21 protein-coding genes are annotated in these 23,187 nt (G+C 58.0%); 9 read left to right on the plus strand and 12 right to left on the minus strand.

Going from position 1 to position 23,187, the window contains the following annotated elements; translation table 11 throughout:
- The first annotated feature begins 2 nt into the window (after positions 1 to 2).
- From V476_RS06415 to V476_RS06435, 5 genes are all read left to right on the plus strand, one after another.
- Entirely contained in the window at positions 3 to 1,598 is a 1,596-nt protein-coding gene (locus V476_RS06415) for an ABC transporter substrate-binding protein (RefSeq protein WP_024959296.1), read from the plus strand.
- 74 nt (positions 1,599 to 1,672) lie between these two features.
- The gene (locus tag V476_RS06420; protein ID WP_003400038.1) at positions 1,673 to 2,683 is read left to right on the plus strand and encodes an ABC transporter permease subunit; all 1,011 of its coding nucleotides are present in this window, start codon (positions 1,673 to 1,675) and stop codon (positions 2,681 to 2,683) included.
- A 10-nt stretch (positions 2,684 to 2,693) separates the two neighbouring features.
- The gene (locus tag V476_RS06425; protein WP_024959297.1) at positions 2,694 to 3,605 is read left to right on the plus strand and encodes an ABC transporter permease subunit; all 912 of its coding nucleotides are present in this window, start codon (positions 2,694 to 2,696) and stop codon (positions 3,603 to 3,605) included.
- 10 nt (positions 3,606 to 3,615) lie between these two features.
- Positions 3,616 to 4,584, plus strand: a complete 969-nt coding sequence (locus V476_RS06430) for an ABC transporter ATP-binding protein (RefSeq protein ID WP_003419031.1) — start codon at positions 3,616 to 3,618, stop codon at positions 4,582 to 4,584.
- Positions 4,584 to 5,558 (plus strand): peptide ABC transporter ATP-binding protein, encoded by a 975-nt coding sequence (locus V476_RS06435; protein ID WP_017278997.1) that lies wholly within the window; start codon positions 4,584 to 4,586, stop codon positions 5,556 to 5,558. Before V476_RS06430 ends, V476_RS06435 begins: the two co-directional genes overlap by 1 nt.
- An 86-nt stretch (positions 5,559 to 5,644) precedes the next feature.
- Here the strand turns inward: V476_RS06435 and V476_RS06440 are convergent, their stop codons facing one another.
- The 4 genes from V476_RS06440 to V476_RS06455 form a co-directional block, all read right to left on the minus strand.
- On the minus strand, positions 5,645 to 8,167 hold the full coding sequence (locus tag V476_RS06440) for a PepSY domain-containing protein (protein WP_024959298.1): 2,523 nt from the start codon (positions 8,165 to 8,167) through the stop codon (positions 5,645 to 5,647).
- A gap of 133 nt (positions 8,168 to 8,300) precedes the next feature.
- Entirely contained in the window at positions 8,301 to 9,314 is a 1,014-nt protein-coding gene (locus tag V476_RS06445) for an alpha-xenorhabdolysin family binary toxin subunit B (protein ID WP_024959299.1), read from the minus strand.
- A 35-nt stretch (positions 9,315 to 9,349) separates the two neighbouring features.
- The gene (locus V476_RS06450) at positions 9,350 to 10,549 is read right to left on the minus strand and encodes an alpha-xenorhabdolysin family binary toxin subunit A (protein ID WP_024959300.1); all 1,200 of its coding nucleotides are present in this window, start codon (positions 10,547 to 10,549) and stop codon (positions 9,350 to 9,352) included.
- A gap of 282 nt (positions 10,550 to 10,831) precedes the next feature.
- The gene (locus tag V476_RS06455) at positions 10,832 to 11,995 is read right to left on the minus strand and encodes a type III PLP-dependent enzyme (protein WP_003313775.1); all 1,164 of its coding nucleotides are present in this window, start codon (positions 11,993 to 11,995) and stop codon (positions 10,832 to 10,834) included.
- 468 nt (positions 11,996 to 12,463) lie between these two features.
- On the opposite strand from V476_RS06455, the gene V476_RS06460 reads away from it, so the two are divergent.
- Both V476_RS06460 and V476_RS06465 read left to right on the plus strand, forming a co-directional pair.
- The gene (locus V476_RS06460; RefSeq protein WP_032628804.1) at positions 12,464 to 12,844 is read left to right on the plus strand and encodes a hypothetical protein; all 381 of its coding nucleotides are present in this window, start codon (positions 12,464 to 12,466) and stop codon (positions 12,842 to 12,844) included.
- The gene (locus V476_RS06465; RefSeq protein ID WP_373365889.1) at positions 12,841 to 15,057 is read left to right on the plus strand and encodes a M60 family metallopeptidase; all 2,217 of its coding nucleotides are present in this window, start codon (positions 12,841 to 12,843) and stop codon (positions 15,055 to 15,057) included. The genes V476_RS06460 and V476_RS06465 overlap by 4 nt, the downstream gene beginning before the upstream one ends.
- Before the next feature lie 40 nt (positions 15,058 to 15,097).
- Here the strand turns inward: V476_RS06465 and V476_RS06470 are convergent, their stop codons facing one another.
- The 4 genes from V476_RS06470 to V476_RS06485 are packed head-to-tail and all read right to left on the minus strand — an operon-like array spanning position 15,098 to position 18,540.
- Positions 15,098 to 16,255 (minus strand): osmoprotectant ABC transporter ATP-binding protein OsmV, encoded by a 1,158-nt coding sequence (locus V476_RS06470; RefSeq protein WP_024959301.1) that lies wholly within the window; start codon positions 16,253 to 16,255, stop codon positions 15,098 to 15,100.
- Positions 16,252 to 16,905: an ABC transporter permease gene (locus V476_RS06475; RefSeq protein WP_003396269.1), complete on the minus strand. Its 654-nt coding sequence runs from the start codon at positions 16,903 to 16,905 to the stop codon at positions 16,252 to 16,254. The genes V476_RS06470 and V476_RS06475 overlap by 4 nt, the downstream gene beginning before the upstream one ends.
- 13 nt (positions 16,906 to 16,918) lie before the next feature.
- Complete coding sequence (locus tag V476_RS06480; protein ID WP_024959302.1) at positions 16,919 to 17,812, minus strand: glycine betaine ABC transporter substrate-binding protein; 894 nt, start codon at positions 17,810 to 17,812, stop codon at positions 16,919 to 16,921.
- A 14-nt stretch (positions 17,813 to 17,826) separates the two neighbouring features.
- Positions 17,827 to 18,540, minus strand: a complete 714-nt coding sequence (locus V476_RS06485) for an ABC transporter permease (RefSeq protein WP_003340453.1) — start codon at positions 18,538 to 18,540, stop codon at positions 17,827 to 17,829.
- Between the two features lie 344 nt (positions 18,541 to 18,884).
- On the opposite strand from V476_RS06485, the gene V476_RS06490 reads away from it, so the two are divergent.
- On the plus strand, positions 18,885 to 20,468 hold the full coding sequence (locus V476_RS06490; RefSeq protein ID WP_003396266.1) for a peptide chain release factor 3: 1,584 nt from the start codon (positions 18,885 to 18,887) through the stop codon (positions 20,466 to 20,468).
- A 257-nt stretch (positions 20,469 to 20,725) separates the two neighbouring features.
- Complete coding sequence (locus tag V476_RS06495; protein ID WP_002555214.1) at positions 20,726 to 20,968, plus strand: PA4570 family protein; 243 nt, start codon at positions 20,726 to 20,728, stop codon at positions 20,966 to 20,968.
- A 79-nt stretch (positions 20,969 to 21,047) separates the two neighbouring features.
- Here the strand turns inward: V476_RS06495 and bamJ are convergent, their stop codons facing one another.
- The 4 genes from bamJ to V476_RS06515 all read right to left on the minus strand — a co-directional run bounded on the left by bamJ (position 21,048) and on the right by V476_RS06515 (position 23,175).
- Positions 21,048 to 21,665, minus strand: coding sequence for a BamJ family beta-barrel-assembly machinery protein (gene bamJ, locus V476_RS06500; RefSeq protein WP_003340445.1), 618 nt, complete (start codon positions 21,663 to 21,665; stop codon positions 21,048 to 21,050).
- Between the two features lie 152 nt (positions 21,666 to 21,817).
- Entirely contained in the window at positions 21,818 to 22,126 is a 309-nt protein-coding gene (locus tag V476_RS06505) for a DUF6482 family protein (protein WP_004411837.1), read from the minus strand.
- 108 nt (positions 22,127 to 22,234) lie between these two features.
- Positions 22,235 to 22,723 carry a TIGR00645 family protein gene (locus V476_RS06510; RefSeq protein WP_003313787.1) on the minus strand — a complete coding sequence of 163 codons (489 nt, stop codon included), beginning with the start codon at positions 22,721 to 22,723 and terminating at the stop codon, positions 22,235 to 22,237.
- A gap of 122 nt (positions 22,724 to 22,845) precedes the next feature.
- On the minus strand, positions 22,846 to 23,175 hold the full coding sequence (locus V476_RS06515; RefSeq protein ID WP_004416072.1) for a PA4575 family protein: 330 nt from the start codon (positions 23,173 to 23,175) through the stop codon (positions 22,846 to 22,848).
- Positions 23,176 to 23,187 lie beyond the last annotated feature (12 nt).

The raw sequence follows: 23,187 nt of genomic DNA on the forward strand, positions 1-23,187 counted from the left end.
TATTGAAACTGCTATCGCTCCGCGCGTCGATTGCCATTGCGCTGCTCAGCGCCGCCGCAACCGTTTCGGCCAAACCGCTGGTGGTCTGCACCGAGGCGAGCCCTGAAGGTTTCGATATCGTGCAGTACACGACCGCCGTCACGGCAGATGCCTCGGCCGAAACCATTCTTGAACGCCTGGTAGCTTTCACCCCAGGCACCACTGATACCGTACCGGGCCTGGCTGAAAGCTGGGAGATCAGCCCCGACGGTCTGACGTACACTTTCAAACTGCGAAAGGGCGTCAAATTCCACACCACCGACTACTTCAAGCCCACCCGCGAAATGAATGCCGATGACGTGGTCTGGAGCTTCAAGCGCCAGTTGGACCCCAAGCATCCGTGGCACGCACTTTCGCTGGTCGGCTACCCCTATTTCGAAAGCATGGGCTTCCAGGACCTGCTCAAGGACGTCGAAAAAGTTGACGACTCCACCGTCAAGCTCACCCTTACGCATCCCGAGTCGCCATTCCTGCGTGATCTGGCGATGCCGTTCACCTCGATCTATTCCGCCGAATACGCCGACCAGTTGCTCAAGAGCAACAAGACCGCCGAGCTCAACAGCAAACCGATTGGCACCGGCCCGTTCATCCTGACTCGCTATGCCAAGGACGCCCAAGTCCGCTATAAAGCCAACCCGAATTACTGGAAAGGCAAAGTGCCGAGTGAAGCGCTGATCTTTGCCATCACTCTGGACAACAACACACGCCTGCAAAAGCTCAAGGCGAATGAATGTCAGGTTGCGCTTTACCCAAAACCTGACGATATTGCCAACATCAAGGCCGACCCCAATCTCAAGATCGCCGAGATGGAGTCCATGATGACCAGCTACTTGGCCATGAACACCTCGCACAAATACCTGAGCGATGTGCGCGTGCGGCAGGCGATCAATCTGGCCTTCGACAAGAAATCGTACATCAGGGCACTGTTTGGCGAAGGCAAGGCCACGGAGGGTGTCGGCCCGTATCCACCAACCATGATGGGTTACGACACCGACAGCAAGAGCCCTGCATACGATCCTGACAAGGCCCGTGCACTGCTCAAGGAAGCCGGCGTACCTGAGGGTCAGGTGTTCACCCTGTTTGCTCGAAATGGCGGCGCAGTGACCAACCCGAACCCGATGGTAGGCGCACAGATGCTTCAATCGGACATGGCCAAGGTCGGGATCAAGATAGACATTCGCATCATGGAATGGGGCGAAATGCTCAAGCGCGCCAAAAAAGGTGAACATGACATGGTGTTTGCAGGGTGGGCTGGCGACAATGGCGATCCGGATAACTTCCTGACCCCCAACCTGAGCTGCGACGCGGCCAAAAATGGCGAGAATTATGCCCGCTGGTGCAACAAGGCGTTCGAGGACGCAATCACTCAAGCCCGGAAAATAACCGAACCAGAGAAACGTGCCGCCCTCTATAAGCAGGCTCAACAAGTGTTCAATCACGAACAGCCCTGGATCAGCCTGGCTTACCCGAAACTGTTCGTTGCAATGCGCAAAGATGTCGAAGGCTTTCAAATAAGCCCGCTGACCAATAACAACTTCACCACTACCAGGGTGAAGTAGAAAAATAATCCGGCGAGCTCATAACCCGAGACTCGCCGGAGCACGCCTAACCGGCTGATGAGGTACACACCAAGATGTTTAGTTTTATCGCCCGCCGAGTGGGGTTGCTGATACCCACTTTCTTCGGCATCACCTTATTGACCTTCGCCCTGATTCGTCTGATTCCGGGCGACCCGGTCGAAGTCATGATGGGTGAGCGCCGTGTCGATCCGGAAATGCACGCTCAGGCCATGGAACGTCTGGGTCTGAACAAACCCCTCTACGCCCAGTACATCGATTACATCGGCAAGCTCGCCCAGGGCGACCTCGGTGAATCATTGCGTACGCGCACCAGTGTCTGGTCCGAATTCACTTCGCTGTTCCCGGCAACCCTGGAGTTGTCGCTGGCGGCGCTGATTTTCGCGGGTATTCTCGGCCTGCTGGCCGGGGTGATCGCCGCCCTCAAGCGAGGGTCCCTGTTCGACCATGGGGTCATGGGGATTTCCCTCGCCGGTTATTCCATGCCGATCTTCTGGTGGGGCCTGATCCTCATCATGTTCTTCTCGGTAACGCTGGGCTGGACCCCGGTTTCCGGGCGGATCGACCTGCTGTACGACATTCCGCCAGTCACCGGCTTCATGCTGATCGACACGCTGCTCAGTGACGAACAGGGTTCGTTCCTCGATGCCCTGCACCACATGATTCTGCCGGCCATCGTGCTGGGCACCATCCCGCTGGCGGTGATCGCCCGGATGACCCGCTCGTCGATGCTCGAAGTGCTGCGTGAAGACTACGTGCGTACCGCTCGTGCCAAAGGCCTGTCGCCTGCCCGTGTGGTCTTCGTTCACGGCCTGCGCAACGCGCTGATTCCGGTACTGACCGTGTTCGGTCTGCAAATCGGTACGCTGCTGGCCGGTGCGGTACTGACCGAAACGATCTTCTCCTGGCCGGGTATCGGCAAGTGGTTGATCGAGGCCATTGGCGCCCGGGACTACCCGGTCGTGCAAAACGGCATTCTGCTGATCGCCTGTCTGGTGATCCTGGTCAATTTCGTGGTGGATATCCTCTACGGCTTTGCCAACCCACGCATTCGTCACCAGCGCTGAGATCATCGATATGAGCACCCCTACTCCTGCGGTAGCAGTCGATCAAAGCCTGCTTTACCCATCCCCGTACAAAGAATTCTGGCAAGCCTTCTCGAAAAACAAAGGCGCGGTTGCCGGTCTGATGTTCATGACCCTGATCGTGTTCTGCGCCCTGTTCGCGCCGTGGGCTGCCCCCCATGACCCGAGCGAGCAATACCGCGACTTCCTGCTGACGCCGCCGGTGTGGCTCGAAGGCGGTCAATGGCAATTCATCCTCGGCACCGACGAACTGGGCCGCGACCTGCTGTCACGCCTGATCCAGGGTTCGCGCCTGTCGCTGCTGATCGGTCTGGCATCGGTGGTCATGTCGCTGATCCCCGGCATTCTGCTGGGTCTGCTGGCGGGCTTCTTCCCTCGCGTGCTCGGCCCTTCGGTCATGCGCCTGATGGACATCATGCTGGCCCTGCCCTCGCTGCTGCTGGCTGTGGCCATCGTGGCGATTCTCGGCCCTGGCCTGATCAACACCGTGATCGCCATCGCCATCGTGTCGCTGCCTTCTTATGTTCGTCTGACCCGCGCTGCGGTAATGGGCGAGCTGAACCGCGACTACGTGACGGCTGCCCGTCTGGCCGGTGCCACCCTGCCGCGCCTGATGTTCATCACCGTGCTGCCCAACTGCATGGCACCGCTGATCGTTCAGGCCACCCTGAGCTTCTCGTCGGCGATTCTCGACGCCGCTGCGCTGGGCTTCCTGGGTCTGGGCGTACAGCCACCGACGCCTGAGTGGGGCACCATGCTCGCCTCAGCGCGCGACTACATCGAACGTGCCTGGTGGGTCGTGAGCCTGCCCGGTCTGACCATTTTGCTCAGCGTGCTGGCAATCAACCTGATGGGCGACGGTCTGCGCGATGCGCTGGACCCGAAACTCAAGAACGCCGCCTGAGGAGATTCGCATGTCACTTCTTGAAATCAAGAATCTCAACGTCCGCTTCGGCGACACCAAGGCCGTACCTGTTGTGGACGGCCTGTCCCTGAGCGTAGACCGGGGTGAAGTACTGGCCATCGTCGGCGAATCGGGTTCCGGTAAATCGGTGACCATGATGGCGCTGATGGGGCTGATCGATTCCCCCGGCATCATCACCGCCGACGCACTCAATTTCGACGGCAACGACCTGCTCAAGCTCAACTCGCGGCAGCGTCGACGCATCATCGGCAAAGACCTGGCGATGGTCTTTCAGGACCCGATGACCGCTCTGAACCCCAGCTACACCGTGGGTTTCCAGATCGAGGAAGTGCTGCGCCAGCACCTGAACATGTCGGGCAAGGCCGCACGCCAGCGTGCACTGGAACTGCTGGAAAAGGTCGAGATCCCTGGCGCCGCCGCGCGCCTGAATGCTTACCCGCACCAACTGTCCGGTGGCATGAGCCAGCGTGTGGCGATTGCCATGGCGATTGCCGGAGAACCAAAACTGCTGATCGCCGACGAACCGACCACCGCCCTGGACGTGACCATTCAGGCGCAGATCATGGAGCTGCTGCTGAGCCTGCAAAAAGAGCAGGACATGGCACTGGTGCTGATCACTCACGACCTGGCTGTGGTGGCGGAAACCGCCCAGCGTGTCTGCGTGATGTACGCCGGTCAGGCTGTCGAAGTCGGCCAGGTGCCGGGGCTGTTCGATGTTCCTGCCCACCCGTACAGCGAAGCCTTGCTGGCCGCCATTCCCGAGCACAGCATGGGCGCCGAGCGCCTCGCCACGCTGCCGGGCATGGTCCCGGGCCGCTATGACCGTCCACAGGGTTGCCTGCTGTCACCGCGCTGCCCGTACGTGCGCGACAACTGCCGAACCGAACGCCCTGCCCTTGATCCCAAGGCGCACAGCCTGGCACGCTGCTTCTATCCCTTGAATCAGGAGGTGGCGTAATGAGCGTCGTACTGACCGCCCGCGACCTTACCCGTCACTACGAAGTCTCCCGCGGCCTGTTCAAGGGCACGGCGCTGGTGCGTGCGCTTAATGGCGTGTCCTTCGAACTGGAAGCCGGCAAGACCCTGGCTGTAGTCGGCGAGTCCGGCTGTGGCAAATCGACACTGGCACGCGCGCTGACGCTGATCGAAGAGCCTTCATCCGGCTCGCTGAAAATCGCCGGCCAGGAAGTTGCCGGGGCCAGCAAGGCCGAGCGCAAGCAGTTGCGCAAGGACGTGCAAATGGTCTTCCAGAGCCCTTATGCATCGCTCAACCCAAGGCAGAAAGTCGGGGATCAGCTCGGCGAGCCGCTGCTGATCAACACCAACCTGTCAGCCGCCGAGCGCCGCGAGAAAGTGCAGGCAATGATGGCCCAGGTCGGTTTGCGCCCTGAGCACTATCAGCGCTACCCGCACATGTTCTCCGGCGGTCAGCGTCAGCGTATCGCGCTGGCACGGGCGATGATGCTGCAACCCAAGGTGCTGGTAGCGGACGAGCCGACTTCAGCGCTGGACGTGTCGATTCAGGCGCAGGTACTGAACCTGTTCATGGACCTGCAGCAGGAATTCAACACCGCCTATGTGTTCATCTCCCACAACCTGTCGGTGGTGCGTCATGTCGCCGATACGGTATTGGTGATGTACCTGGGCCGGCCTGCGGAAATGGGTCCCAAGGAAGAGATCTACAACCGTCCGCTGCACCCGTACACCCAGGCGCTGCTGTCGGCGACCCCGACCATCCACCCGGACCCGCTCAAGCCGAAGATCAAGATCGTCGGCGAGCTGCCCAACCCGCTCAACCCGCCAAGCGGCTGCGCTTTCCACAAGCGCTGCCCGTATGCGACCGAGCGTTGTGCAGCCGAAGTGCCAGAGCTGCGCCTGGTGGATAACCGCCAGGTGGCTTGCCATTACGCCGAGCAATTTGTAGCGGCGTAGCTACAAGCTACAAGCTACAAGACTATCGTGCCCATGCTCCAGCGTGGGCACGCAGTTCTGGACGCTCTGCGTCCGATCTTCGCTAGTCAATACACGTCCCGCCGATACCGCCCTTCCTCGATCAGTTCGCTGACTGCCTGCTCGCCCAGCACCTCGTTCAACACCTGATCCACGCCCGCCGCCATACCCAGCAAGCTCCCACAGATGTAAATCGCTGCCCCCTCATCGAGCCACACACGCAGTTCATCGGCCGCTTCGCGCAAGCGATCCTGCACGTAGATTTTTTCTGCCTGATCGCGGGAAAAGGCCAGGTCCAGGCGCGTCAGATGACCAGCCTGCAGCCAGCCCTGCAATTCGGCGCTGCAATGGAAGTCATGCGCCCGGTTACGTTCGCCGAACAACAACCAGTTGCGCACCTGCCCTTGAGCGATACGCGCCTTGAGCAGGCTGCGCAAACCGGCCAGCCCGGTGCCATTGCCCAGCAGGATCAATGGCACCGGCTCGGCAGGCAGATGAAAGCTGCTGTTGCGGCGCACACGCAGGCTGACGGCACCGCCAACGGCACAATGCTCGGTAAGCCATCCCGAGCCCAGCCCCAGGCTGCCGTCGGCATGCACTTCCTGACGCACGATAAGCTGCAGGCAGCCGTCCTGCGCAATTGAGGCAATCGAATATTCGCGTACAGAGACTGGCACCAGCGCATCGATCAACGCCTGCGCATGCAGCCCCACCAGATGCGAACGGCTGTGCGGTAACTGGCAGCTTTCCAAGGCCTGCGCGAGCGGCTCCTGCAAGCCATCCACGCTTACCCATGCGCCCGGATCGACACCCAGCCCGGCCAGAAACGGCTCGATGACCCGCAGCGTGTGGCGCGGCATCACCTCGACCAGATCCCCCGCCTGCCAGTGCGCAGAGGTTGGCGGCGTCAGGTCCAGCAGGTAAACCTTCGAACCACTGCTGCCAGCGTTCAATAGCACGCGCCGGGCCAGTGTCCAGTTATCGAAAACCGGTGTCTGCCAGTGTGCCGCTGGCACGCAACCGGTCAACTGCACCAATTGCTGTTGCCAGTGTTGCAGGGCTGCCGGATCGGCGCTGTCTACTTCAACAGGCGGGAACAGGCTGCGCCCGCCCCGCTCGGTCAACCAGCCGTGCAAACGATGGGCAAAGCCGCAGAAATGTGGGTACTGCCGGTCGCCTAGCGCCAGAACAGCATAATTGAGCTGGTCCAGTGAAAGCGGGCGACCCAGCAGCTTGCGCTCGAAACGTCGGGCACTGTCTGGGGCCTCTCCGTCACCAAAGGTACTGACGACGAACAAGGCATTGCGGCTTCGGCATAACTCGTCTTCGCTCAGATCGCCCAGCCGCTTCACGCGCACCGACAATCCTGAGGCCTGCAACTGGCCAGCGGTCTGCCAGGCCAATTGTTCCGCGAAGCCGCTTTGACTGGCGAAACAGACCAGCCAGGATGCGTCATCGTCGTGGTCATCACCCTGAACCTCGCCGCGTGCACGCTCGATATCACGCTTCTTGCGGCGTCGATCCAGGTACAGCAACCAGCCGGTAATGAAGAACAGCGGCATCAGCAACGATGCGCCGGTCATGATGACTCGACCGACGAGCCCGAAGTAGCTGCCGACGTGCAGCGCGTAATTGCTGGCCAGCAGTTGCGCACCGAAACTGCGTTCGGCATAGCGTACGACCGAGCTGACCTGACCATTGGCCGGATCAAGAGTGATGGTGTTCAGCGCACGCGGGTGCGGAGAATCCTTGAGCAGGTAAAACACGGTGGCAGGTTGACCGCCCGCAGCAGGCAGGCGCAGGTTATAAGCCAGCAAGTCCGGCCCTGCAGCCTTCTGGATACTGTCCCAGACCGCCACATAATCGACCGCCAACGGTAATCTTCCCGCAGCCTTGGCTGGCGCAGCGACGCCTTCCTCGAGCGGCGAATTCCCGATCAGTTTATTCAGGCCGTTGCTCACCCAGTCATACGACCAGGTGAGTCCCGTTAGGGCGAACAGCAGGTAGAACAACAGGCACCAGGTGCCGAAGATCGAATGCAGGTCCCAGTTGAAACTGCGGCCTTTCTTCGCCCAGTCAACGGTCAGCCAGACCCGCCAGTTCCGCGCTGCGCGAGGCCAGCGCAGGTAAAGCCCGGACAGGCAAAAGAACACCAGAATCAGCGTACACGCCGCCGTAACCTGCTTGCCCGCCTCGCCCATGGCCAGATAACGGTGCAGCTTCAGGACAAAGTCGAAAAACCCCTCCCCTACCGCATTGCCTTTCAGCTCACCCGTGTAGGGGTCGAAATTGCGTTTGGGTCCTCGACGCTCACCCGCTTTGGGCGTGAAAAATACCTGGGCAGCACGATTGCCGGTGGTTTCGACACGCAGGATAGCGACCGTCAGGCCGGTCGCGGCCTCCAGCCTGCGCACCAGTTCAACAGGTGGCAGCGTGGCACCGCGCGGCTCGACCAACAGCACATCCGGATTCAGCACGTCGAGAGTTTCGTCCTCGAACGAATACAGCGCACCGGTCATCCCCATGAGGGTCAACACCAGACCTGCCGTGATCCCGAAGAACCAGTGCAACTGAAACAGGACTTTCTTCAGCACGCTCGCCACTCTCACTCATATTTCGCGGCGCAATTAATGCACTGACGGCCATGACCTGTCTATCTGTAACGTGTCTTTTGCCCCAAACCAAAACCCCGCCAGGCATGGCAGGCGGGATGATGCCGGCTGATCAACTGCGCCAGCTTCTGCGCAAATCGATCAGATAGTTGTTTAGCGCATCCGCCTGACGGCTGAAGTGCTCGACTCGCTTCTCGATCACTGCGGTTTCAGGCAGGCGGCTGCTGGCCAGGACACGTTTCAACGCTTCGAGCAATTTACTCATCTCGCGAACGTAGTCGGTCTTGCAGACCTCGACCGAGGCGAGCCCCGAGAGCTGGCCGCGTTTGCTCACTTCGGTTTCCAGCGCTGCGCGAGTCGCGTCAGTCGTTTCCTGCAGTCTTGTCATCTGCGTCTGAAGTCGTTCCCTCAGAGCGATCAGATGATCATAGTCGACGGCCGCGTCCAGCAGATCCAGAATATTGGAAACACCGGCGATACCCGCTTTAACGGAGCCGATCAACGGATTCAGGGGATCGACATCCGCCAGCCTCTCCAGAGAAGCAACCAGCGGCTTCAACTTGTCGAAAAAGCTGAGGCTTTCGACATCTCTAATGAGATCGTTGACCGCTGCGGCCTGCCGTATAACTTCCGTCAGACGCGCATGCTCAGTTTCCAGCCTGGCCTCCAGTACAGCGATTTCCTGCTCAAGGGCAGGCGTCAGGTGCTCTACGCCATCGACCCGCACAGCCTCCAGATTGATGAGCGCCCTGTCCAGCGCTTTGGCCTGGCTGCTCAAAGAGGCCTCCCTTGTATCCAGCAGCAGGCTGATCTCCTCGTTGAAGTCAGCAATTGCAGCGCTGCTTTTAGCGTCTTCAGGATCACCTCTCAACTTCTGGACAGCCTCAAGAAAAGGCAGCATCTCTTCGCTGTTGTACATATGCGGAACAAGCGTCAGTGTATCCAGTGCTTCCTTGTCGACATGACCGACCTCACTGAGCAGGCTGTGCAAGGCCTCGTTCATGACCGGTAAATAAATATCACCCAGCCTATCGGCCTCGCGCTTGAGTTTTTCACGACTGGCAATAATGATTTCCATATCAGGTGTGGGCAGTTGAGCGGGCGTAGCAAGTACATGAACATTCATAACAGCATTCTCTTTAACGTTAAGGTGGGCAACACTCACGCAACGGGTTCGTCCAGTGCATTGTTAAAAGCGGTCAACAGATCGAAGGCCTGGACCTGAATCTCCCTCCAATTGCTCATGAGGGTGTGGAAGCGGGAAACGAAACTGACCAGGTACAAGGCGTTATTGGTATTTTTAATACGATCGTAGGAGGCGTCGACCAGCTCTTCCAACAATACCCACAGGCTCTCTATATTACTGACGCTACTGGCCGCCCCGTCGACTCTGGCTTTCAAATCCTGCAGACTGGTTTCGAAGGCCAGCAAGTCGCTCAACAACGCGTTGGATTGTTTTATCTGCTTCTCTATCTGGCGTTTTTCTTCAATCAGACGATCTTTTTCATCGAGAGCCTTCGATGCCTTCGGGCCAAAGATGGACAGGGAAACAGCCCCGCCGACAAGTCCCCACCAGAAACCGATCCACTTGTATTCGCAGTACTCTTCGTACTCGGCAAGTTTATGATTGATGCGTCCGTTGAGCTGATCGACGTCCGCAGTGAGCCGGGCAATTTCGTCATCAGCGTCGCCGGAGCCGGCCAACCTTATTTTCAACGCCACGCCGGGCGCTATCTCGTCTTTTAGACGACGCTTGAAATCGGTCACCCCGACTCGGGTTCGCGTGGTGCTGGCACTATGGTTCTTGATATGTACCTTGAGTTCATCGACCAGCGACAACAGCCCGGGCAGTTTCTTGCTGTCCTGGTCCATCAGTGCGACGGGGGGCATTGCATCAATCTGCGACGGCGTCAGGTCCCCCACTTGCAGGGTCTGGTAGGAATCGAGTCCTTTGATGAAATCCACCACATCCGTTGCAATGGCGATCAGATTGCCCGAGAAAACGTAGAGGTCGCTGCCGACTTTCTGCATGGCGGTTTCAATTGCCGACCAGCTCCTGGCATGGGCTTGAATACCGAGGTACAGCTCGACGATCGCTTCTGCCCCAAGGCCGGGAATGCCGTTGCCCTGCCCCCCTGTCAGCTGGCTGACTTCGTCCAGTGTGGTCGGCAGTTCCAGGCCCGTATTGACATAACGCCTGATGCGGCGAACATCTTCGTTGGTAATCAACAAGCCCGGGGCACGCGCCACCTCTGCGCCCCGACTGGTCAGGGCATCCATCAAGTCCTTGCTGACACGACTGACTTCTTCGACGCTGTGTGCTTCGCCGTCCGTAAATTGCGGTTCAACGGTCGTAACCATGATTAATTTCCTTATTATGTAGAGCCTGTTTTGCGCCGACTATAAATCGGTGCTTCAAGGTCATTGGAAATTAACAAAGGGTATCGACTTCACACAGTGAGCGGAACGGACAACACCTGTAGGAATAAGCAACACATTCTGCTGAGTCTATTATATTACCCCGCAAACGTTTAATAACACGCCCCTCACTTACTGCACGTTTCAGCGCACCGAGACTTATATAATTATTTTTTACGGGCAAAAAAAAACCCATGTTCATGGGTTTTTTTTGACGCAAGGAAATTACAGGTAGAACGACTTCAGCGGCGGGAAGCCATTGAATTCCACTGCGCTGTAGCTGGTGGTGTAGGCGCCGGTGGACAACCAGTACATACGATCACCGATGGCCAGGTTGAGTGGCAGGCCGTACTTGTAGTTTTCGTACATGATGTCGGCGCTGTCGCAGGTAGGACCGGCGATGACCACCTCTTCCATTTCGCCTTTCTTCTCGGTCCAGATCGGAAACTTGATGGCTTCGTCCATGGTTTCGATCAGACCGGAGAACTTGCCCACGTCGGTGTATACCCAACGCTCGACCGCGGTACGCGACTTGCGGGCAACCAGTACCACTTCGCTGACCAGGATGCCGGCGTTGGAGATCAACGAACGGCCCGGCTCGAGAATGATTTCCGGCAGGTCATCACCGAAGTCTTCCTTCAGGAAGCGGATGATCTCTTCGGCGTAGGTTTCCAGGCTGTTGGTGCGGGTGATGTAGTTGGCCGGGAAGCCGCCACCCATGTTGATCAGCTTGAGAACGATGCCGTCTTCTTCTTTCAGACGCTCGAAGATCACTTTGACCTTGGCAATGGCAGCGTCCCAGACGCTGATGTCACGCTGCTGCGAGCCGACGTGGAACGAGATGCCGTAAGGCACAAGACCCAGGTCGCGGGCAAGAATCAGCAGGTCCATGGCCATGTCGGTCTGGCAGCCGAATTTTCGCGACAGAGGCCAGTCGGCCGTGGTCGAACCTTCGGTCAGGATGCGCACGTAGACTTTCGAGCCCGGTGCCGCTTTGGCAATGTTACGCAGGTCGGCTTCGGAGTCGGTGGCGAACAGACGCACGCCCTTCTCGTAGAAGTAACGAATGTCCTTGGATTTCTTGATGGTGTTGCCGTAGCTCATACGCTCCGGGCCGACACCACAGCTCAGGACCTTGTCCAGCTCGTAGATCGACGCGATGTCGAAGCTCGAACCCTTTTCCTTGAGCAGATTGATGACTTCAACGGCAGGGTTGGCCTTGACCGCGTAATAAACCTTGGCGAATTCGAAGCCCGCACGCAGGTCGTCATATGCCTTGCTGATGATGTCAGTATCAATGACCACGAACGGGGTTTCTTGCTTGTCAGCGAACGCCTTCATTTTCTTGAAGGTTTCGGCTGAGTAGTAGTCTTCGACATTGATCGGCATGCTGCTGGAACTCCTATTGGCAAACGGTATTGGTCAATGGGTACAAATGAACGCCCTCCGTATCCCCACTTTGGTTCGCCTACTTCCCAAGGCATGTCGCCGAAAGCAAAAAGGCCCTGAAGGGCTGCCTTCCTGGCCTTGCTGTCTCGTCGTCAGTACTTGAGCCGGATGGATCGTTTCCAGCATGGACGTTCGGCGCGAACTTTAGGACCTGAGGGGCCGGATATCAACAAAAAATGTCGCGTTTTTGCACAGGGCTTTTGAGTTGCCTTCCCAAAGACCTGTTTAACCGACCTGCATGACAGGCAGATGTTCCCCACCTCCGTCGCCATTGCCTTTTCGCAGCGCTCCAGGCCATCAATTTTTCAACGCCAGGCAAAGCGAATCAGCCTGTCAGTTCTGTCAGTAGACGGATGCAGAGGACGCGCGCTCAATAAATAGCTCAGACCGCCTTTTCAGGTAACGATCATGGATGACCGACACCCCCACGCCGCCAGCTCCGTTGCGCCCAGTGCAGTTCAAGCAGAAACCCGATGGCAAGCCTTCGGCTTCGGCTCTGCCGAAAGTCATCGCCAACGGCAGGCCCGGGCCAGAGGACACACCGACTTTCAGCCGACTAACATTTATGTAACGAAAGGCGATCGGCTGGAAATAACCGCAACCAGTCTGTACATGAATCTGGTGTCTGCAGTGATCGGGGTGCCGGAACTGGATACCCCCACCTCGTACCCGCTGAAACGTGGCCTGAACGTTCTTGTCGCTACCAACACAGGCCTGCTGGGCTGTACCAATCTGGACCCGCTTGGTCATGTGTGCCGGAACTGGATACCCCCACCTCGTACCCGCTGAAACGTGGCCTGAACGTTCTTGTCGCTACCAACACAGGCCTGCTGGGCTGTACCAATCTGGACCCGCTTGGTCATGTGGTTCTGGACATAACAGGACAGTACAACCATGTGCCGTTTTTCATGATGGATATGACCAATCTGGAATGGGAACAGCAAATGGCGCACTACAGCCAAGCGCCTGTCGTGCTGCTTACCAGCCCGAGGGCTATTGTCGTGGTGCGCTATCAGAGCGCACAGCTCTACCTGACCGATCCCGTAAAGCTGATGGGCAATTTCGATGATGCCATTAGAGCGCAGGATGGGATTTCAGGCCTGATCGATTACGGCACGACGGAATGGGCGCTCGATCCCAGTAAACATTTCTACGTGGAAGCGGACCGGCTTTATATGTTTGCTACAGACGGTCATATGGGGTTTAACGGATCGGCTGCGCTGGCGCGATTACTGTCAACCGCACCTGATGATGGTTGGGGCCCTTGGCACGAAAGCGGCCATCAACGACAACTCAGCCCCATGACATGGGGCACCGGCACCGGAATGACAGAGGTCACAGTCAATCTCTACTCGATGGCCGCCCAAGAGTTTTTCCTTGATCGTGCTACAGGCGCCGACTCCAGTTACCTCCCCATGAAAGAGTACCTGGCCAGTAGCCTGCGAGAGTACGACAACATCAAGGAGGCCGGACACAAGCTTGTCATGCTCTGGCAATTGCGTCTTAGCTTCGGTACTTCGTTTTACCCGCAATTGCACCAGCGCTATCGGCTCATGAACAACCCGCCCACCGTCAACGACGATAAAGCGCAGCGCTTCATCGTCGAAACCTCGCTGCTGAGCCATCTCAACCTGGCGGAATTCTTTGATCGCTGGGGATTGTACCCAACCCCTGCAACCCTCAACCAGATCGCCGACCTGCCCGTATTGACACTGGCCATTTGGGAAAATGACGCTGAGACGACGATCCCAATCGATCTGCCATTGCTCACTTATATCCCGCAGCTTGCGCATATCCTGTCCAGCGTGCACGGTACCTTTCAAGACCGGATAAAGTTTACCGTTGCCGAGCAATGGTACACGCCATACCGTTACGAGATAACGCTCAACGGAGCGTTAGTGGCGTGGGTAGACAATGGCGAATGCGTGGGTTGTGAAGCGCGTATCGAAGAAGGCATCGCCTACGTGGAAGCCAGCACACCCATCTCCGAAGGGGACGAAGCGTCGGTCAAGGTGGTTGCTGGGGGCAAGCTATATGCTGTGGCCAGTACGGCATCACGCCCCATCCTGCTGTTCAATATCAAGGCATTGTTTACCGATGACCGTTGCACTGAACTCAGACCCGGCATTACCCAGCCAAGGCTTGACGTTCTTTTCTCCAATCTGGATGAAGACCGGACCGATGAACTGCACGGTCGCCTATTGAACCGTGCACAACGGTTGCTCCTGCAAAAAACCATAAGAAGCGTGATCGTCAGCGCAGGACTTGTTCAGGTCACGTTCGAGGATGAGGCTTTCAAGAGTCATGATTATACAATTATCTTCGGAGCCCCTCCTTATGCGACGCTTGAAAAAGGCTACCCCAACGGCTCCGAACTCATCGATAACACCTGGATACGCCCCGGCGGCGTAGGCCATCAAGAGGTGACCATCACGGCAGCTGGAGGCATCGGGAAAACCTATACCCTGTTCTCCGGCAACGTCGAACAGTCAAAAATCGCCCTGCCTATCCGCCAGCTCTTCACGGACTCCACGATGACCCGACTGGTAGCAGGTGTCGATCAGGCAAGCGTTGATGCCCTGTACATGACCGTCAACGGCAACCCGCTCATCAGCGTGACAAACCGGGCAGCGTACCGTTCTTATCTGGCCATTGCCCAGAGCCTGTTGTTACGACTGACCGTCGCGAAGGTCGTTAGAACAGATGACGTGCTGGAGGTGTATTTCGAGGGAGACACGTTCAAAAATCATAACTACAAGCTTTTCGTCAACGACCTCTATGCCTCCGAGATCACCCAAGGCGAAGCCTACTACTCAACTCTGTCCGGCCGGATCTGGATCAGCCGCGAGAAGTTTGAGGGTAATGACCACTGTGTAGTGAACGTCGAGTATCAGGGGGTCGTGACAACGTTGTATGAGAGCGATGCTGCAGACGCCATGACGGCGTCTGCATTGCAGGAAAGCGACGCCACTCAATGTGGCCTGGAGAAGTTCCAAGTGTGAACATTGCCGCCAGCCATGACGCTGGCGGCAACGCAGCCGGTCAGGAAGCCACTTGCTCGGCTGGCGAAACAATACTGGTCTTCATGCCACGCGAACGGCCCGAGCTCAGATAAGCCGCAATGGACTCTTGCGTCACTTCACCCAGGAACACGTTCTCGGCATCCAGCACCGGCAGCCAGGCACGGTTGAACTCGTACATGCGCGACAGCAGGATGCGCAAATGTTCGTCGTAAGCGGCAGTGGCGTTGAATTCACGCAGGAACTGCGCGCACGTGCCCTGCTGACGGTGCAGGTCACGACGACGCACATAGCCCATTGCCTTGTTCTCGCCGTCGGTAACAACGATGTAGCGGCGGTCGTTTTCGTCCATCACTTCCAGCGCATCGGCGACCGGGGTTTCCGGACTGACCGACGGCGCGTTGTCGGCCGCATCTTCGGCCTTGACCAGCAGCAGACGCTTGAGAGTGCTGTCCTGGCCGACGAAGCTGCTGACGAAGTCGTCAGCCGGATGAGCGAGCAAGGTGTCCGGGTGATCGATCTGCAGCAGTTTGCCGCCACGGAAGATAGCGATTTTGTCGCCCAGCTTGATGGCTTCGTCGATGTCGTGGCTGACCATGATCACGGTCTTGTTCAGCGCGCGCTGCATCTCGAAGAACTCGTTCTGGATCATCTCGCGGTTGATCGGGTCGACCGCACCGAACGGTTCGTCCATCAACAGCAAAGGTGCGTCGGCTGCCAGGGCACGGATCACGCCGATACGCTGTTGCTGGCCGCCGGACAGTTCACGCGGGTAACGATGCAGGTACTGCTTGGGCTCCAGTTTGATCATGCTCATCAGTTCGCGAGCACGGTCATGGCAACGCTGCTTGTCCCAACCGAGCAGTTTGGGCACGACCACGATGTTCTCTTCGATGGTCATGTTCGGGAACAGACCGATCTGCTGAATCACGTAGCCGATGTTGCGACGCAGGGTCACTTCGTCAAGACCAGTGGTGTCTTCGCCATTGATCAGCACTTTGCCGGAGGTTGGCATGATCAGGCGGTTGATCATTTTCAACGTGGTGCTCTTGCCGCAGCCCGACGGGCCGAGGAAGACGCAGATTTCGCCTTCGTTGACCGTGAGGCTGACCGAATCGACAGCCTTCACTTCTTTGCCGTTGCTCTGGAAAGTCTTGGAGAGGTTCTGGAGTTCGATCATTTCAGTAATCCTTTTGGAGTCAGCGTGCGTTGCAGCCATTGCAGGAGAAGGTCGGCGATAATGGCCAGAATGCTGACCAGTACCGCGCCGACGATCAGCATCGACATATCGCTGCGGCTGATAGAAGCAAGAATGAGTACACCCAGACCACCGGCACCGATGGTCGCGGCGATGGTCATGACACCGATATTCATCACCACGGCGGTGCGCACACCGGCGAGGATCACAGGCACTGCGATAGGCAGCTCGACCATGCGCAGACGCTGGCCGAAGGTCATGCCGATGCCTTTGGCGGCTTCGCGGATACCCGGTTCTACGCCTGTGAGGGCCAGATAGGTGTTACGCATAATCGGCAGCAGCGAGTAAAGGAACACCGCGGTAATCGCCGGCATCGGGCCAAGGCCCTGGCCGAACTTGGAGTAGAACGGCAGCAGCAGGCCGAACAGGGCAATCGACGGCACGGTCAACAACACCGTGGCGCTGGCCTGCAAAGGGCCCGCCAGCACTGGAAAACGCGTCATCAACACGCCCAACGGCACACCGACGACAATCGCCAGGGTCACGGCGATGCCAACCAGCGTAATGTGCTGCCAGGTCAGGTGCAGGACCTGTGCCCAGTCCAGATGGGAGAAGGCGCTCAAGAAACTCATATCGTCTCCTTCCTTAATTCAATGGGTGCTGACGCAGAAAATCTGCAGCAACCGCGGATGGGCTTTCATGGCCGACGTCGACACGAGCGTTGAGGTCGATCATGGTCTGGTTGTCCAGCAGATCAGCCAGCGGCTTGAGCAGCGTCTCGATGTCCGGATGCTTATCCAGATATTCCTGACGAATCACCGACGCCGCGGTGTAGTCCGGGAAGTAGTGCTTGTCGTCTTGTAGCACTTTGAGCTTGAACGCGTTCAGGCGACCATCTGTGGTGTAGACAAGCCCTGCGAACACCTGACCGTTCTGCAGCGCGGTGTACACCAAGCCCGAGTCCATCTGCCGAGTGTTTTCACGCCCCAGATTCATGTCGTAATGCTTGACCATGCCGACCAGGCCGTCGGACCGGTTGGCAAACTCGGTGTCCAGCGCGACCAGATGCCCTTCTTTGGCTTCGTCTTTGAACACCTTGGCCAGGTCGGACATGGTGTTGACCTGCGGGTACTTGTCAGCAATCTTCTGCGGCAGCGCCAGCGCATAGGTGTTGTTGAACTTCGACGGCGAAAGCCAGATCAGGCCTTTCTTTGCATCGACTTCCTTGACCCGCGCATAGGTCTGGGCGCTGTCGAGTTTTTCGTCGATGTGGTTGTAGGACACCAGCGACACACCGGTGTATTCCCACAACAGATCCAGCTGACCACTTTCCTGTGCGCTGCGCGCCAGGTTGCTGCCCAGGCCGCCAGTGATTTGCACGTCGTAGTTCTTGGTCCGCAGGTATTGTGCGGTCAGTTCAGCGAGGATGGTCTGTTCGGTGAACACCCGTGCGCCGACACGCAACAGCGGCTTTTCTGCAGCTTGGGCCAATGCCGGAAACAGCAAGGCAAAGCCTAAAAACAAGCATATTCTTTTCATGAGATTTCCTTCGCTCAGCGAGCCAGTCCGCGTTCCAGCCAAAGACGACTGGCCAGTATCACCAGACCATCGAGCAGCAGCGCCAGCAGAGCGGTACACGCCGCACCCAGCACCAATTGCGGTTGGTTGTTCAACGCAATGCCCGGGAAAATCAGACTGCCAAGGCTATTGGCACCGATGAGAAACGCCAGCGGCGCGGTCCCGACATTGATCGCCAGTGCGACCCGCACGCCACCGATGATGATCGGTACAGCGTTGGGCAACTCGACACGCCACAGCACCTGGCGCGGAGTCATGCCAATACCGACGGCAGCTTCCTTGAGTGAACCCTGTACGTTTTTCAGGCCTTCGTAGGTGTTGCGCACGATCGGCAACAGCGAGGCAAGAAACAGCGCGAAGATCGCCGGCCCGCTGCCGATCCCGAGAATCCCGAGGGCAATGGCCAGAACGGCGAGAGGAGGAACGGTGTTGCCAATATTGAATATCTGCATGAAGCGTTCGGCGCGTCCAACCATACTCGGTCGGCTGAGGGCAATGCCCGCAGGGATGCCGACCACCAGGGCCGCCAACATTGAAACCACAACCAGAATCAGATGAGCCTGAAGATAGAACAGCAGGTCATCCTGGTATTGCTTGATAGTACTAACGCCGATCCAGTGGATCAGCAGGGCCAGGAGTGCGATCGCAACCGCACCTCCCAATAGCCCCTTGCCATAGCGATTTGCCACAGGCGGACTCCTTATTTCAGTCGGCGAACGCGTTGACCTGGACGTCCGGGGAGGACGCCGGCAATAACGTTCGCGAAGAGCAGCGGGTGGGTCGCCGGTAAGGGTTTAACCTCGGCGAAAACACAAGCCATAAGCGCAGCTTCGTCAAACCAACATGCTGATGAATCAGCCCCTTGCGTTGGCTTCGTTGCGAGCCTTGACGGGGGAGTGGACGTCTCCACGACCTGAAAGGTTCCCACACGAGACATTATCTGGCCATCGTTTATTGTCTGAACGGTTCGGTTATTGCCGCGAGTTGAGCTATAATCTGCGCCCTTTTTCAATCCCATCCCAGGCGATTTCCCATGACCCAACAGGCCGCCGAAGTCGCGAAACGCCGCACTTTCGCCATTATTTCCCACCCGGATGCGGGTAAAACCACCATCACGGAAAAACTCCTGCTGATGGGCAAGGCCATTTCCGTCGCCGGTACGGTCAAGTCGCGTAAATCCGACCGTCACGCCACCTCCGACTGGATGGAAATGGAGAAACAGCGTGGTATCTCCATTACCACGTCCGTGATGCAGTTTCCGTATCGCGACCACATGATCAACCTGCTCGACACCCCGGGCCACGAAGACTTCTCCGAAGACACCTACCGCACCCTGACGGCGGTCGACTCGGCTTTGATGGTCCTCGACGGCGGTAAAGGCGTCGAGCCGCGCACCATCGCGCTGATGGATGTCTGCCGTCTGCGTGACACGCCTATTGTCAGTTTCATCAACAAGCTCGACCGTGATATCCGCGACCCGATCGAGCTGCTCGATGAAATCGAAGCGGTCCTCAAGATCAAGGCGGCTCCGATCACCTGGCCGATCGGTTGCTACCGGGACTTCAAGGGTGTCTACCACCTGGCCGATGACTACATCATTGTCTACACCGCGGGTCACGGCCACGAGCGCACCGAAACCAAAATCATCGAGAAGCTCGATTCGGACGAAGCCCGCGCCCACCTGGGCGATGAATACGAGCGCTTCGTCGAGCAGCTGGAGCTGGTACAGGGTGCCTGCCACGAATTCAACCAGCAGGAATTCATCGACGGTCAGCTGACCCCGGTGTTCTTCGGTACCGCGCTGGGCAACTTCGGCGTCGATCATGTACTCGATGCCGTGGTGAACTGGGCGCCCAAGCCGCTGGCACGTGTGGCCAACGAGCGCACCGTCGAGCCGGCGGAAGAGAAATTCAGCGGCTTCGTGTTCAAGATCCAGGCGAACATGGACCCCAAGCACCGCGACCGCATCGCCTTCATGCGTATCTGCTCGGGCCGTTACGACAAGGGCATGAAGATGCGCCATGTGCGCCTGGGCAAGGACGTTCGGATCGGCGACGCGCTGACGTTCTTCTCATCGGAACGCGAGCAGCTGGAAGAAGCCTACGCCGGCGACATCATCGGCTTGCACAACCACGGCACCATCCAGATCGGCGATACCTTCACCGAAGGCGAAGCCCTGGGGTTCACCGGTATTCCGCACTTCGCACCAGAGCTGTTCCGTCGCGTACGCCTGAAGGACCCGCTCAAGTCCAAGCAACTGCGTCAGGGTCTGCAACAGCTGGCCGAAGAAGGCGCCACGCAGGTGTTCTTCCCGCAGCGCAGCAACGACATCATCCTCGGCGCCGTCGGTGTGCTGCAGTTCGATGTGGTCGCCAGCCGTCTCAAGGAAGAATACAAGGTTGAATGCGCCTACGAGCCAATCACTGTGTGGTCAGCCCGCTGGATCGACTGCGACGACAAGAAGAAGCTCGAAGAGTTTGAGAACAAGGCGGTGGAAAACCTCGCAGTGGACGGCGGCGGTCACCTGACCTACCTCGCCCCTACCCGCGTGAACCTGGCGCTGATGGAAGAACGCTGGCCCGACGTGAAATTCCGCGCCACCCGCGAGCACCACTGACCGGCTGATGGCATCGCTGTGTGACGCAGAGCGTCACGAACGGCACTCCCACGCTGGAGCGTGAGGAACGATAGTTCTCTAACTATCGTGCCGATGCTCCGCGTCGGCATGCCGTTCTGGACGCTCCGCGTCCTCTCTCGACCGGCATTCGCTGATCTGGATCAACCATTCAGCGCAAAATGAGAATTAATCTCAATAGAGCCTTGCTATTATCCCGATAAGAATTATTCTCATCTGACTTGCACAGGAGATGAGACATGACCTATTTGATCGATGCATGGCTGGACAGACCCCACCCTTACCTGAGAATTCTCCATCGCGAGACGGGGGAAGTGTGTGCCGTACTGGAAGAGGAAGCGCTGGAGGAGTTACGCGATCAGGGCGATCTGGATGTGTGCAGTTTGAGTTCCAGCGAGCCATTGGTGCTCAAGGAGCTGGTGAGAAACCTGTTTCTGTTCTGCTACGCGCGGGCGTTGCGCCCCATGGGTGAGTTGCACTGAGCATGAAGCATCAGCACAACTGCGTCGCTGAACGAATCGGCGCGATCCGTTCAGCGACTATCTGCATCGACCGGGTCGCTTACAGAACGTCCAGCAGTTCCACATCAAACACCAGCACGCTGTGCGGTGCGATGCTGCCTACGCCCTGAGCGCCGTAAGCCAGCTCGCTCGGCACGTGCAGACGCCATTTGCTGCCGGCGTTCATCAGTTGCAGCGCCTCGGTCCAGCCAGCAATCACGCCGCTGACCGGAAATTCGGCCGGCTCGCCACGATCGTAGGAACTGTCGAAGACGTTACCGTCGATCAACGTGCCGTGGTAGTGAACGCGTACCTGATCTTCACGGGTTGGCTTAGGGCCAGTGCCAGCGGTCACGACTTCGAATTGCAGACCCGAAGCCAGCGTGGTCACGCCTTCGCGCTTGGCGTTTTCAGCCAGGTAGGCCTTGCCGGCGCCTGCGGCCTGCTCAGCCTTGGCGGCTGCTTCAGCCTGCATGATTTCGCGGATGACCTTGAAGCTGGCGGACATTTCTTCCTGACCGACACGGCTTGGCTGACCGCCAAACGCATCGCGCAGGCCTGCCACGATGGCTTCCAGATCGACGCCCGGTGGCGGGTTGTCGCGCAACTGATCGCCCAACTGACGGCCAATGCCGTAGCTGACGCGGGTTTCGTCGGTGGACAGATTGACTTCGGACATGACACTGCTCCGTAGAGGGGCACGCAGTCGGTATCACGCAAAACCTGAACGGCAATCACGCTATACGCTGATGCGCCCCGAACCAAAAGGCCGAGCAGCCTAGCACAATTGCCGCTGCAGCCCCTACCGCAGCAGCAATCCGCAGTAGGCGATCAGGACCATGAAGAATGAAACGAGATCGGCAGGCGCATTTCAGAGCGGTCATTAACCGGCATGCCGCACAGCTCGTCATGGACCACGCAATGGACCAGGTAAAAAGGCACCACCGGTATGTCCTTGAGCAAGTCCCGGGCGTGCTCTACCGAGCGAAGATGCAGGGTCTTGCCCGCTGGGTCCTTGAGCATCACCGAAGTGCCATTCATGCGCACATCCAGTAGATAGATGCCGCCTTCGATGGAGATCAGGTTCAGCTCATCGACCCGCCCGGCCTGGGCGTGGCCGATAAATTCCTGATAATTCATGATCGAACCTCCTGCGCAAACGCCTGATGCATCGGAACGGACGTTTTACAACACACAGCGCCGACATGCCAGAAACGATAATGCCCGCCCCTGTCATTCAGCGTTGTCTCAGTGCTTGGTGACCTTGTCCAGATAGCCCATCGCAAACGCCGATATCACGAACGTCATGTGGATAATCACGTACCACATCAGGTATTCGGGCTTGATGTTGGTGGCATCCATGAACACTCGCAACAGGTGGATGGAAGAAATCGCCACAATCGATGCTGCAACTTTCATCTTCAGCGAAGACGAATCCATCGTGCCCAGCCAGTTGAGCTTTTCCTTGTCCTCGTCGATGTCCAGCTGCGACACGAAGTTCTCGTAGCCGGAGATCATCACCATCACCAGCAAGCCACCGACCAGCGCCATGTCGATCAGCGACAGCAGCACCAGAATCAGGTCTGCTTCGGCCAGCGAGAAGATGTTGGGAATGACGTGAAAGATTTCCTGGAAAAACTTCAGACACAACGCCAGCAGGCCAAGGGACAGGCCGAAATAGATCGGCGCCAGCAACCAGCGCGATGCGTACATGGCATTTTCAAAAAAACGTTCCATTGATACTCGCAAGGTGTTTTAAAGGAGCGGGCGAGTATATCAGCGGTAATGCGCCGCTCTGAGCGTGCGACAAAATATCGCACAGCGGCCGTTAGCGCGCTGCTGAGGAACCGGATTGAAGCCTAGAACAGCGACGAGCTTTGACAGACCATCCTGTCGCTATCGATACGGCGCAGTTCAGCCTGGACGTGCAGGGCCCAGATGGGTACGTCATCGGCACATTGATAACCATGCAACGACAGGCTTTCGATAACGCTGGTGAGCACCGATTGCGCTTCGGGCAAGCCTCTGAAAGGCCCCTGGGACTTGATTGCGGAAGGCTGTTCTGCAGCCATTCCGGCCGCGAAGAGCACCATCCACTGTCCGCTGTCACTGCGCAGAGGCCGGATGACACACTCGATACGGGTCATCAGCCCCATGCATTCTCGGGTAAGGCAAAGGCTACGCTGCATGATGCGCTCCTG

The sequence above is a fragment of the Pseudomonas syringae KCTC 12500 genome (assembly GCF_000507185.2).
GTDB lineage: Bacteria > Pseudomonadota > Gammaproteobacteria > Pseudomonadales > Pseudomonadaceae > Aquipseudomonas > Aquipseudomonas syringae.